This window comes from Jeongeupia wiesaeckerbachi, from assembly GCF_050916355.1.
Taxonomy (GTDB): domain Bacteria; phylum Pseudomonadota; class Gammaproteobacteria; order Burkholderiales; family Chitinibacteraceae; genus Jeongeupia; species Jeongeupia wiesaeckerbachi.
Window position 1 is genome coordinate 3401849 of the sequence record NZ_CP136946.1, and the last position, 12674, is coordinate 3414522.

Below are 12674 nucleotides of genomic sequence, written 5' to 3' on the forward strand. Positions count from 1 at the left end.
GATGCATCAAAAATACATCTTAAAGGTGCCGCGATGCCGATCACGACCGGACAGATCTTGGCCGCCCTCGCCGACGTCATCGATCCGGAGGTCGGCGAAGACATCGTCGCGATCGGCCTGATCTACGACGTTGCAATCGGCGATGCGGCAATCACCGTCACGATGACGATGACGTCGGCCGCGTGCCCGATGGGCGACCTCATTATCGACGAAGTCCGCAACGTACTCGCCGCGGTCGCTCCCGAAGACACCGGCATCCGGATCGACCTTGTCTGGGAACCGGCGTGGACGCCGGGCCGGATGTCGCCGGCGCTGCGCCAACGCTTCGGCTGGCAAGCATGAACCGCTTGCCTTTTCTGCTGCTGCCTGCACTGTTCTACCTCGCCATCGGCGGCGGTCTTGCACGACTAGGACTGGCGCTGCCGACCACGCTCGGCGCGATGGCGTGGCACGGTTTCGTGATGATCGGCGGTGTGTTCGGCGGGCTGATCGCGGTCGAGCGCGCCGTGGCCGCCAAGGTGCCTTGGGCCTGGCTGGCGCCGCTCGCGGCCTTCGTCGGCGCGGCGCTGCTGCTGGCAAATCGGGTCGAGGGCGCGTGGGCGATCACGCTGGCCAGCGCGCTGCTGACCGCGGTGACGCTGCTACTGTGGCGCAAGCAGCCACAGCCATTCACCTTGCTGCTCGCCGTTGCCGCCGCCTGCTGGCTGATCGGCAATGGCCTGATGCTGGCCGTGACCGACACCAACGCCGTGCTCGGCTGGTGGGTCGCCTTTCTCGTCCTGACGATCGCGGCCGAGCGGCTTGAGCTGTCGCGGCTCATGCCCAAGCCCCGCCGGGCCGAAGCCGCCTTCGTCGCGATCACGCTGGCGATGCTCGCCGGTCTGGCACTGGCACAAGCCTGGCTGATCGCCGCAACGCAACTGCTGCTGGCCGTGTGGCTGCTGCGCTTCGACGTCGCTCGCCACACGATCAAGGGCCGCGGTCTGCCGCGCTACATCGCGGTCTGCCTGCTGTCGGGCTACGGCTGGCTAGTGATCGGCGCCGCGGCCTTGTGGGCCAACGGCAACTACCTCGGCGGCCGCTTCGACGATCTCGCACTGCACGCTGTGCTGGTCGGCTTCGTCATGGCGATGGTGTTCGGCCATGCGGCGATCATTCTGCCGGCGGTAACCGGCTGGCGCTTGCGTTACCACGCGCTGTTCTACCTGCCGCTGCTGCTGTTGCAGCTTGGGCTGCTGTGCAGGCTGGCCGGCACGCTGGCCGGGTTCCATGCTGCGATCGTAACCGGCGCCGGGCTCAACGGTATCGCGCTGCTGGTCTTCATCGCTACGGCCATTGCGCGGGTACAGCGCGGCCGACCCCGCACCGCATTCCAGTGATCAGGTGATGGCCACAAGGCAAGGCCACACCGTTTTCTTTCTCTCTTAAAGATGTATTTTATTTACATTTATCAAGCAACGAGGTCAGCACCATGGGATTTCAGGTCAAGAACAATATCCGCTGGGTCGGCAAGCAAGACTGGGAACTGCGCGAGTTCCACGGCAGCGAATACAGCACCCACCGCGGTTCGAGCTACAACAGCTACCTGATCCAGGAGGAGAAGGTCGCGCTGATCGACACCGTCTGGGCACCGTATGCCGAGGAGTTCGTCGCCAATCTTGCCAAGGAGATCGACCTCGACCAGATCGACTACATCATCGCCAACCACGGCGAGATCGACCACAGCGGCGCGCTACCGGCACTGATGGCGCGCATCCCGAATGCGCCGATCTACTGCACCGAAAACGGCGTCAAGTCGCTCAAGGGCCATTACCACCAGGACTGGAACTTCAGGGTGGTGAAAACCGGCGATTCGCTCGATCTGGGCAACGGCAAGCAGCTGGTTTTCGTCGAAATGCCGATGCTGCACTGGCCCGACAGCATGGCGACCTATATGACCGGCGACGCGGTGCTGTTCAGCAACGACGCCTTCGGCCAGCACTACGCCAGTGCACAGATGTTCAACGACCTGTGCGACCAGAACGAGCTGTACGAGGAGTGCATCAAGTACTACGCCAATATCCTCACGCCGTTCAGCCCGCTGGTGACACGCAAGATCGAGGAAGTGCTGTCGCTGCAGCTGCCGATCGACATGATCGCGACCAGCCACGGCATCATCTGGCGCGACAAGCCGACGCAAATCGTCGAGCAGTACCTGAAATGGGCCGACGACTATCAGGAAAACCAGATCACGCTGATCTACGACACGATGTGGAACGGCACGCGGATGATGGCCGACGCCATTGCCGAGGGCATCCGCGCCGTCGATCCCGATGTGGTGATCAAGCTGTTCAATTTGTCGAACACCGACAAGAACGACGTGCTGACCCACGTGTTCAAGTCCAAGGCCATCCTCGTCGGCAGCCCGACGATCAACAACGTGATGCTGCCGCATATCGCCGCGCTGCTCGAAGACATGGAGGGGCTGCGCTTCCGCAACAAGACCGCAGCGGCGTTCGGCACGCACGGCTGGAGCGGTGGCGCCGTGGCGCGGATTGCCAAGCAGCTCGGCGAAGCCGGCTTCAGGGTGATCAACGACGGCATCACCGCCGAATGGCGGCCGACCGACGGCGCGCTCGCCGATGCAACCGCCTTCGGCCAGCGTTTCGCCACCGCCCTCGCCGCGCCGGCCGCCGACACCGACTGCAGCTGTCAGCAGAACGGCAAGATGCGCTGCAAGACCTGCTCGTGGATCTACGACCCGGCGGTGGGCGACGCCAATCAGGGCGTGGCCACCGGTACCGCCTGGGCCGACGTGCCGGACACTTTCCTGTGCCCGACGTGCTTCATGGGCAAGGGCGACTTCGTACCGGCCTGACTCTCCGGGTCGGTTCGCCGGCCCGATCACCGAACAGAGGAAATGCGATGAACAGACCCATCGTCATCATCGGCAGCGGCCACGCCGGCTACACGCTGGCGCGCGCCTACCGCAAACTGAACCGCACCCGGCCGGTCGTCGTCGTCACCGCCGACGACGGTGCCGACTACCCGAAACCACAGCTCAGCCACGCCTTCGGCAACGGCGCCAGCGCCGAGCGGCTGATCCGGCAGACCGCCAGCGAGGTCGCCTTTGACGCCAGCATCATGGTACTGCCGCACACCACGGTAACCGGCATCGATTTCGACCGGCAACTCGTCGACCTCGGCCAACGCAGCCTGCCCTACGGCGAGCTGGTGCTGGCGGTCGGCGCACGGCCCATTGTGCCGACAATGGCCGGCGACGCCGTCGCTGCCGTGCTGACGCTCAACAACCTCGGCGACTATCGCGTGTTGCGCGAACGGCTCGACGCCAGCGAACACGTGCTCGTGATCGGTGGCGGGCTGATCGGCACCGAAATCGCCCACGACATCGCCCGCCACAAGCGGGTCACGCTGGTTGACGTCAATGCGCGGGTACTGTTGAAACAGGCGCCGCCGGTCATCAGCGCCCGGCTGCAGTCGGCGCTCGGCGATGTCGACTTCCGCTTCGGCACCCAAGTGACGGCAATCGACCATGATGGCGGGCGATTGCGGGCAACGCTGGCCGACGGCGATACGCTCACGGTCGACGCCGTCGTCTGCGCCGCCGGGTTGCGGCCGCGACTCGATCTGGCACAGGGGTTGGATACGGCAACCGGCATCATCGTCGACGCCGAGCTGCGCACCTCACGCGAACACGTTTACGCGCTGGGCGATTGCGCCGAGATCGACGGCCGCGTCCTGCCCTACCTGCAACCGATCACGCTGTCGGCGAACGCGCTGGCGCAGACGCTGGCCGGCACGCCGACCGCGGTCGCCTTCGGGCCGATGCCGGTCGCGGTCAAGACGCCGCGCTATCCGGTTCAGCTCGGCGGCATTACCGATGGCGAAGTCGACTGGCAAATCGACGAGGACAGCCGCGGCCTGACCGCCCGAGCCATACGGGATGGCCAGCTTGTCGGCTATGCGACCGGCGGTGGTCACAACGGCTTCCGGCTGCTGTCGCAACTGATGCGCTGAGTCCCCTCAAGGCAAAGTGCCAAGCGCTGAACCGATCACCCCGTGTCGCCGCGATTTCAGCGCGCATACGCCGGGCAGATTGGTGCACACCGAAACGCCCCGCTGCCGCTCGAACAGTTTTTCCCGCTGAGCTGCAACAACGATGCTACGAACAATGCGGGGCCGACACCGTCGGCCAGCCAACCGGAGCACAACGATGGACAAACAGCACACCGAGCCGTTCGCACAGGCGCTTGCCGCTTACAAGGCCGCCGTCTTCACCAAGGATGCCGACGCCTTTGCCGCGCTGTACGGCGATGACGTAACCGTCTTCGACATGTGGGGCGCATGGGCGCTGCACGGCCAGCCCGCCTGGCGGGCCATGGCGGTGGACTGGTTCGCATCGCTGGGCGATGAACGCGTCGAGGTCGACTTCACCGCGGTGCAGACGACGCAAAACGACGGGATCGCCGCCGGGCATGCGATTGCCACCTATACCGCCATCGCCGCCGACGGCAAGGTGCTGCGGGCGCAAAGCAACCGGATCACGATGATTCTGAAGCGCGCCGACACCGTCTGGCACATCATCCACGAACACACATCGGCACCGCTTGACCCCGGATCGCAGCGGGTCATGCTGGACCAGCCGGGCTGATGTGTCCCCTCGCCAGGCCACCTCAGCCCGGGGTGCGTTCGGCCACCGCGACGGTGCCGCAACTATGGCAGAAATGACCAAAAGCACTCTTGCGCGTCTGGCAATGCCCGCAATGGTCGAACAGGCAGATGCCGCAGTGCATGCAGAAGTTGCGACCGGTGTCTTTCAGATCCACGGGCCGCTCGCAGCCCGGGCAGATCTGCTTGGCCATGCGCGCCTGCGCCAAGTCATAGCTCAGCGCCTGACGACGCTGCGCATCCGGTTTTTGTTCGGCCAGCTTCTGCTGCGCCAGATAGCGCTGCATCGCACCGATCAGGTAATGGCCAATCACGCCGGTAAGCACAATGCCGACGATGTAGCGGACGTAGCCGCCGTAGTTGGGCAAATACGGGACGAGTTCGACAAAGAACGCGAACAGCGCAAAAAACACGAAGCCCCAGACGAAGGGCCAATGCGCGCTTTTGCGCTTCTTGACGAACAGCCAGCCGGCAATCAGCAGCAGCGGCAACGTCACCGCCAGCCGGAACAGGAAGACGCGCATTTCCTGCGCACGCACCGCAGATTCATAGGCCTTGCGGCCGCCATCCTCTAGCTTGGACAGGGTTTGTTGATTGCGTTCGGCTTCGCGCTGCAGCGTCAGATCGCCCTGTTGCAGCCGTTCAAGCGCCTGTTGTGCGTTGCGCTCGCTGGCCTTGAGCGCATCGAGCGCACGCGTGCGGGCAATCAGCTCGCGATCCTGCTCGGGCAACTCGGTCGCCTTGCGCGTGGCCAGCCAGTTGGCGAAGGTTTCCCTGGCGCTCTGGTTGGCATTGCCCGCGGCCGTCAGCGTCAGTTCGGCCTGCGCAATCGCATCCTGAGTGTCCTTGCGTTGCGCGGTGTTGGCGGAGATCGCCGCTCGCACCCTCGCAAGCTGGGCCGGATCAATGAATTGTTCGGGTTCCAGCGTCCGCTCGACCTTGGGCAGATCGCCGACGATCAGGCCACCGAGGCCGATGAGGAAGCTGGCGAACACCAGCGCGACCAGCCAGAGGCCGCGCTGAAACCATTTCTCCGATAACCGCAGCCCCTTGCTCATCCGTTTCTCCGTTCAGACATGGCCAGACTTTCGCATTGTGCTTGCCGTTCTATTTCCGTCGAACAGCCTGCGACCTACTTCGACACGGTAGCCGACGGCATCGCATTTTCCGAGCGGATGTTGTCGGAGCAATGTTCGGCCGCTTGGCGGCAGCCGCCACTCGCCATGCGCACGGCACCGCGCGCCCGCGACGGAAAGCCGTGGGGAAACCGGGTATTTAGAAACTGCAGGCGAGGCCGACCGAGATACCGGAGACGTTGTTGCCGAATACGTAACGCGTCACTAGGCGTGTCCGGGTGACGAGCACATTGTATTTGCTCGAATCCAGTTCAACGCCGGCACCGATCGACGTCAGGTAATTGAAGCCGAGCGCACCGCGCAAATCGCCGATGAACTGCGTCTGCGCAAATTCGAGCACATAGCGGAACGGCCGGTCGAGCAGGCTCCAGTCGCTGATCGGCGCTCGGTAGCGCGCCCACAGGCTGGCGCTTTCGGCGGTGGAAGTCCCCTGCACCGATTCATCGCTGTTGCCGAAGCTTTTGAGCTGGATATTGCTGTAGCGCAGCTCGATATCGATATCGCGTTCCGGTTGCAGATCCTCGTAGTCGAGCATGATCGAACCGCCGAGCCCGTAAGCGCTGAGCGCGCCACCGTCGAGGAAATTGAACTCGCGGTCGACCTGTCGTTCGACATACCACTTGGCCGCGGTCACATCGCTGGCTACCTGGCCGACGGCGAAGTTGAAAATCGGCCGGATCACCAGATGCTCGGCAATCGGGAAATCCCAGCCGATGCCGCCGCTGGCCGACAGGCTGTTCCATTTGAGCGGCAACCTGCGCTCCTCCTGGCCATCGGTTGCGACAAAGGTCGGGTCATAACGGGCGTATGACAGGGCGCCCTCCAGATAAACCGGCACCGACTGGCTCATCGTCGCACCGCCGCCGAGTTGGGTCATGTTCAGCCCGGCATCGCCGCTCGACACATTGTTGATCGACAGCGAGCTTGTCGTGACGTCCGGCACGACCGTATAGCCCATTAGCGCCAGCACACCATTGGCGCGCTCCTGAACGTTGGCGTCGACCAGCTTGAATCGGCGTTCATCGTCGGCATGCGCAGCCGCGCAGACACCCAACGCAGTGGCACACACGAGATGGCGGTATTGCAGGAATCGGAACATGGACAAAACAGACCTAAAAAACGATGGAATTCGGAACAAGCCGGCTATTGTCGCCAAGCCTTGTTGCGACTACAACCATCATGGCCCATCGGCAACAATCGCGGCAACATTGGGCACCCGCCTCCCAGCCCCGGCGGGTATGCGATAATCGGCCATCCCTGCCGGAGTAAACCGATGACCGCGCACGCGTTCACTACCCTGTTCGTTTTTGCGCTGACCGCCAGCGTGCTGTTGCAAATGTGGCTGGCGCAGCGCCACATCAACCATGTACGCCGCCATCGCGGCGCGGTGCCGGACGAGTTTGCCAACGAGATCACGCTGCTGTCGCACCAGCGCGCCGCCGACTACACGGTGGCGAAAACCCGCTTCGGCATGCTGGCGACGATCTGGGACGCGATGCTGCTGGCCGCGTTTACGCTCGGCGGCGGCATTGCCTGGCTGTCCGACCTCACCACCCACTGGTTCGGGACCGGCATCGCTGCCGGCGTGGCGATGATTGCGCTGCTGGCCATCGCCAACACCTTGCTGACACTGCCGTTCTCGTGGGTTTCGACATTCCGGATCGAGACCGCGTTCGGCTTCAACCAGACGACGCCGGCCACCTTCTTTGCCGACCTTTTGAAGACCTCGCTGATTGCTGCGGCCGTCGGCCTGCCGCTGGTCGCGGTCGTGCTGTGGCTGATGGACGCAATGGGCGACGCCTGGTGGCTGTGGGTCTGGGCGACGTGGGTCGGTTTTTCGCTGCTGCTGATGTGGATCTTCCCGACCTGGATCGCCCCGCTGTTCAACAAGTTCGAGCCACTGCCCGACGAAACCCTGCGCGCGCGGATCGAAGCGCTGCTGACCCGCTGCGGCTTTCGCGCCGGCGGCATCTTCATGATGGACGGCAGCAAGCGCTCGAGCCACGGCAACGCCTATTTCACCGGCCTCGGCGCCAAGAAGCGCATCGTGTTTTTCGACACCTTGCTCAAGCAGCTCAGCGGCGACGAGATCGAGGCCGTGCTTGCGCATGAACTCGGCCATTTCAAGCGCCGCCACATCGTCAAACGGCTGGCCTGGACCTTCATCCTGATGCTCGGCATGCTGTGGCTGCTCGGCCAGTTGAAAACACTGCCGTGGTTCTATGAAGGCCTCGGCGTGTCCACGCCGACCACCGCCGTCGCACTGGTGCTGTTCTTCCTGGTGCTGCCGGTCTTCACCTTCCTGTTCGGGCCGATCGGCTCGATGCTGTCGCGCAAGCATGAGTACGAGGCCGATGCCTACGCCGCCGAACAGGCCTCCAGCACCGACCTGATCCGCGCGCTGGTGAAGCTATATCGCGACAACGCCGCAACGCTGACGCCGGACCCGCTGCACAGTCTGTTCTATGACAGCCACCCGCCGGCCAGCCTGCGGATCGCCGCCTTGAAGCGACTCGGATGACACTGGCGGCTACAAAGGAAACTGGTGTCCATACCCTGGAGCACGCCATGAGCCTCGCAACCGAACATTGCACACCCAACGCCCCGGCCATGCCGGTCGAAGACACAACCCGGCTGGCTACGGCCCAGCTCGACGGCTGGCAGGTGGTGGGTCCGATCCTGGAAAAGACTTTCCACCTGGGCAACTTCCACGAGACCATGGCACTGGTGAATGCCATTGCCTGGATCGCCCACAGCCAGGACCACCACCCCGACCTCGAGGTCGGCTACAACCGTTGCCGGGTCATCTGGAGCACCCATTCGGCCGGCGCCCTGACCCGCAACGACTTCATCTGCGCCGCGCGCGTCGATGCCCTTTTCCCCGAACCGGCTTCTGAATGACCGATACCGCCCAGATCATCGCCAGCCATGGCAGGTCCTACATCATCGAGCTGCCCGATGGCAGCACCCGCGTCGCCAGTGCGCGCGGCAAGAAAACCGATTTCGCCTGCGGCGACCGTGTCGCCATCAAGGTCACCAGCACCGAGCAGGCGGTCATTGAAAAAGCGCTGAAGCGCGACACGCTGCTGTACCGCTCCGATGCATGGCGCGAGAAGCTGATCGCGGCCAACGTTACGCAGATCATCGTCGTCGTCGCGCCGGTGCCGAGCTTCTTCGACGAGCTGATCGGTCGCTGCCTGATTGCCGCCGAGGATGCCGGCATCCGGCCGCTGATCCTGCTGAACAAGTGCGACCTGCCCGAAGCCGACGCCGCGCGCGCACGGCTCGGCTACTACCGCGAACTCGGTTACGGCGTGGTCGAGCTTGCGGCGACCGAAGACATTTCCCCGCTGAACGGCTGGCTTTCCGGCCACGTCTCGGTACTGGTCGGCCAGTCGGGCATGGGCAAATCGACAATCACCAACGCACTGATTCCCGAGGCCCGCGCGCGGGTCAACGACATCTCGGTCGCGCTCGATTCGGGCAAGCACACCACGACCAATGCCACGCTCTACCACCTTGAACCCGGCGCCGACCTGATCGATTCGCCCGGCCTGCAGTCGTTCGGGCTCGCGCACGTTACCGTCGAGGATTTACCGCGGCTGATGCCGGAATTCCGCGAACGGCTCGGCACGTGCCGCTTCCACAACTGCCGCCACCGGCACGAACCGGGCTGTGCCATCCTCGGTGCCGTCAGCAGCGGCGACATCCCGGAAAGCCGCCTGCAGCTCCTCCATCGACTGCAGGACGAACTGGCCGCAGCGCAAACCTACTGAGGCCTGCAACAGCGTCTGGCCCGCTTGCGCAGCGCCAGCCAGATGTGCACGCGCCAGATCCCGTGCACCGTAAAAAAGCCGCCGATCGCCAGCAATGCCGCCAGGGTCGGCAGGCCGATCAGCAAGGGCGTGCCGAGCGACAGCATCCAGTGCCACATCGCCTGCGTCCATTCGAGCAGCGACAGGCCGGCCCAAGCCGGCATCGGCGGTACATGGGCCCCGCCGCCAAGGCCGGTGATGAAACTGCCGAGCTTCACCGCCAACCAGTACAAGGGGCCGATCGTCAGCGGGTTGGTATAGAAAGTGGCGAAGACCGCGACAGGCAGATTGACGCGAAAACCCAGCGCCAGCAGGCTGGCCGTGATCACCTGCAGCGGCCCGGGAATCAAGCCGCCGATCATTCCCGCCGCGACACCACCAGCAACCGAATGCCGATTCAGGTGCCATAGATTCGGATGCGAGAACCAATGGGCATAGCGGCGCAGAAACGCGTTCTGCGTCAGCGTGGCATGGTCGGGCAGCAAGCGCCGCAAAAAACGTCGTGGCATGAAAACCTTGATCGAAAAGTGAATAGGGCCGCTGCTGCAACTGTATACCGCTGTTACGGCTGCCCAGTGCCTGTCGTATGAACGGACCGCCGCATCGGCACCGAGCACCGAGCACCGAGCACCTAGCACCTAGCACCTAGCACCTAGCACCTAGCGCGGACCCTGCGCTTGTCCGCCACAATCCAAAATGCGACTGTGAAAAATCCCGAACAGCTTCTTTAATTGCAATCAGCAAAATCTGACCTTCTACTGACCCGGTGAATGGGGCAAAATTCCTGACTCATCGGTCACAATTTGATTCCATGGTCGCCGTCACCCGCCCACTCGCCCAGTCGATCGCTGAGGCCGCCAATCCGCAAGGTTGGCTGGCACAGTTATCCGACCGTTATCCGCCCGACACGATGAGCCGCCTCAAGGCCGCGCTGGCGTGGGCGGCCGAGTGTTACGGCGACGAACGGCTGCCGGATATCGGCGAACGCATTTTTCCGCATTCGGTCGCCAGCGCGGCCATCGTTGCCGATCTGCGCCTCGACGCCGACGCGGTCATTGCTGCGCTGCTGTTCGCCGTCCCCGATTATCTGAAGGACGCTGCGGTCGAGATCGAAAAGCGCTTCGGCAAGGAAGTCGCGACGCTGGTCGACGGCGTCAACCGCGTGCGCAAGATCCGCCAGCTGACCGTTTCGGCCGTGCACAAACCGCAGGAAGCCGCAGCGCAGATCGAATCGATCCGCAAGATGCTGCTGGCGATGGTCGAAGACATGCGCGTCGTGCTGATCAAGCTCGCGTGGCGCACGCAGACCATGCACGTGCTCGGCCAGGCGCCGGACGACGTACGCCGCCGCATTGCCGAGGAAACGCTCGACTTCTTCGCGCCGCTCGCCAACCGGCTTGGCGTCTGGCAGATCAAGTGGGAACTCGAAGACCTCGGTTTCCGCTATCAGCATCCGGACGTCTACAAGAAGATCGCCAAGCTGCTCGACGAGCGCCGCATCGACCGGCAGCACTTCATCGACGACGTCATCGCCAAGCTGCGCATCGAACTGGCAGCGGCCGGCGTCGAACACGCCAGCCTGATGGGCCGACCCAAGCACATCTACAGCATCTACAAGAAGATGCAGAAGAAGAAGCTCGATTTCTCCGAACTGTACGACATCCGCGCGGTGCGCGTGCTGGTCGACGACGTCAAGGATTGCTATACGGTGCTCGGCATCGTCCACAACCTGTGGCAGCCGATTCCGGGCGAATTCGACGATTACATCGCCAACCCGAAGGGCAATTTCTATCGCAGCCTGCACACCGCGGTAATCGGGCCAAACGACAAGGCGCTCGAGGTGCAGATCCGCACCTTCGACATGCACGAACACGCCGAATTCGGCGTCGCCGCGCACTGGCGCTACAAGGAAGGTGGCAAGGGCGACAGCAAGTACGAAGAAAAGATCGCCTGGCTGCGCCAGCTGCTCGACTGGAAGAGCGACGTCGTCGGCGAAGGCGAGCTGGCCGACGCGTTCAAGGCCGAATTGTTCGACGACACCATCTACGTGCTGACCCCGGCCGGCCGCGTGATCGCGCTGCCGAAGGACAGCACGCCGGTCGACTTCGCCTATCACCTGCACACCGACCTCGGCCATCGCTGCCGCGGCGCCAAGGTCGACGGCGCCATCGTGCCGCTGTCGACGGCGCTGAAAAACGGCCAGCGCGTCGAGATCCTCTCGGCCAAGGAAGGCGGCCCGAGTCTGGACTGGCTGCATCAGGGCTATGTAAAAAGCCACCGCGCGGCGCAGAAGATCCGTTACTGGATCCGCCAGCAGAATCTCGACGTCGCGATCGAGGCCGGCCGCACGCTGTACGACAAGGAAGCCGCGCGCGTCGGCCGCACCCAGGCCAAGCAGGAAGACGTCGCGCACCGGATCGGCTTCAAGACCGTCGATGAAATGCTCGCCGCGCTCGGCCAGGGCGAGCTGACGCTGCGCGCACTCGCCGAATCGCTGACCTTCGACGAAAAGCCGCCCGCCCCCGAAGAGCCGGTCCATCCCGACGACGTGATCCGCCGCGCCCGCGCCGACCAGCGCGGCGAAGGCATCCTGATCGAGGGCGTCGACAAGTTGATGACGCTGCTCGCCCGCTGCTGCAAGCCCGTGCCGCCCGATGCGGTCTGCGGCTTCGTCACCAAGGGCCGGGGCATTTCGATCCACCGCAGCGACTGCCCGACGCTCAAGCGCCTGGCCGCCGAAGCGCCGGAGCGCTTGATCAAGGCCGACTGGGGCACCGCACAGGCCGGCGGCGTGTTCTCGACCGACATCCTCGTCGAAGCGCAGGATAGAACCAGCCTGCTGCGCGATCTGTCGGACGTGATGTCGCGGGAGAAGATCAACGTCACCGCCGTCAACACCTTGTCGCGCGATACGCTGGCGCGGATGCGCTTCACCGTCGAGATCCAGCGCGTCGACGATCTGCCGCGCATTTTTACCCGGCTGAACGAAGTCCCCGGTGTACTGCGCGTGATTCGACTCTGAGCACGCCTAAAAAAAAACCGGCCCTAGCGGCCG

General features: G+C 64.0%; 12 protein-coding genes. 9 read left to right on the forward strand and 3 right to left on the reverse strand.

The genetic code is table 11. From position 1 onward, the window contains the following. Positions 1 to 33 precede the first annotated feature (33 nt). The 5 genes from R0382_RS16420 (at position 34) to R0382_RS16440 (ending at position 4651) form a co-directional block, all read left to right on the forward strand. Entirely contained in the window at positions 34 to 342 is a 309-nt protein-coding gene (locus R0382_RS16420) for a metal-sulfur cluster assembly factor (protein WP_432720968.1), read from the forward strand. After that, positions 339 to 1379 (forward strand): hypothetical protein, encoded by a 1041-nt coding sequence (locus tag R0382_RS16425; protein WP_432720969.1) that lies wholly within the window; start codon positions 339 to 341, stop codon positions 1377 to 1379. The genes R0382_RS16420 and R0382_RS16425 overlap by 4 nt, the downstream gene beginning before the upstream one ends. A 92-nt stretch (positions 1380 to 1471) precedes the next feature. Continuing rightward, positions 1472 to 2857, forward strand: a complete 1386-nt coding sequence (gene norV / locus R0382_RS16430; protein WP_432720971.1) for an anaerobic nitric oxide reductase flavorubredoxin — start codon at positions 1472 to 1474, stop codon at positions 2855 to 2857. Between the two features lie 47 nt (positions 2858 to 2904). Then, positions 2905 to 4017, forward strand: a complete 1113-nt coding sequence (locus R0382_RS16435; RefSeq protein ID WP_432720973.1) for an FAD-dependent oxidoreductase — start codon at positions 2905 to 2907, stop codon at positions 4015 to 4017. Positions 4018 to 4213: 196 nt separating this feature from the next. Next, on the forward strand, positions 4214 to 4651 hold the full coding sequence (locus R0382_RS16440; RefSeq protein ID WP_432720975.1) for a YybH family protein: 438 nt from the start codon (positions 4214 to 4216) through the stop codon (positions 4649 to 4651). 22 nt (positions 4652 to 4673) lie between these two features. Here the strand turns inward: R0382_RS16440 and R0382_RS16445 are convergent, their stop codons facing one another. Together R0382_RS16445 and R0382_RS16450 are read right to left on the reverse strand one after the other, a co-directional pair. Further along, the gene (locus R0382_RS16445) at positions 4674 to 5726 is read right to left on the reverse strand and encodes a serine endopeptidase (protein ID WP_432720976.1); all 1053 of its coding nucleotides are present in this window, start codon (positions 5724 to 5726) and stop codon (positions 4674 to 4676) included. Between the two features lie 217 nt (positions 5727 to 5943). Then, positions 5944 to 6903 carry a hypothetical protein gene (locus tag R0382_RS16450; RefSeq protein ID WP_432720978.1) on the reverse strand — a complete coding sequence of 320 codons (960 nt, stop codon included), beginning with the start codon at positions 6901 to 6903 and terminating at the stop codon, positions 5944 to 5946. A 174-nt stretch (positions 6904 to 7077) separates the two neighbouring features. On the opposite strand from R0382_RS16450, the gene R0382_RS16455 reads away from it, so the two are divergent. Genes R0382_RS16455 through rsgA form a run of 3 tightly spaced genes read left to right on the forward strand, consistent with a single transcriptional unit; the run spans position 7078 to position 9580 of the window. Beyond that, a complete protein-coding gene (locus R0382_RS16455) occupies positions 7078 to 8325 on the forward strand; it encodes a M48 family metallopeptidase (RefSeq protein WP_432720980.1) in 1248 nt (415 codons plus the stop codon). A gap of 47 nt (positions 8326 to 8372) precedes the next feature. After that, positions 8373 to 8705, forward strand: a complete 333-nt coding sequence (locus R0382_RS16460) for a 4a-hydroxytetrahydrobiopterin dehydratase (protein WP_432720982.1) — start codon at positions 8373 to 8375, stop codon at positions 8703 to 8705. Continuing rightward, positions 8702 to 9580, forward strand: a complete 879-nt coding sequence (gene rsgA, locus R0382_RS16465; RefSeq protein WP_432720984.1) for a ribosome small subunit-dependent GTPase A — start codon at positions 8702 to 8704, stop codon at positions 9578 to 9580. Before R0382_RS16460 ends, rsgA begins: the two co-directional genes overlap by 4 nt. On the opposite strand, the gene R0382_RS16470 is transcribed toward rsgA, so the two are convergent. Further along, entirely contained in the window at positions 9574 to 10128 is a 555-nt protein-coding gene (locus R0382_RS16470) for a DUF2062 domain-containing protein (RefSeq protein WP_432720986.1), read from the reverse strand. The two genes, rsgA and R0382_RS16470, sit on opposite strands and share 7 nt — an antisense overlap. Before the next feature lie 302 nt (positions 10129 to 10430). On the opposite strand from R0382_RS16470, the gene R0382_RS16475 reads away from it, so the two are divergent. Next, a complete protein-coding gene (locus tag R0382_RS16475) occupies positions 10431 to 12641 on the forward strand; it encodes a RelA/SpoT family protein (RefSeq protein WP_432720988.1) in 2211 nt (736 codons plus the stop codon). Positions 12642 to 12674: the final 33 nt, after the last annotated feature.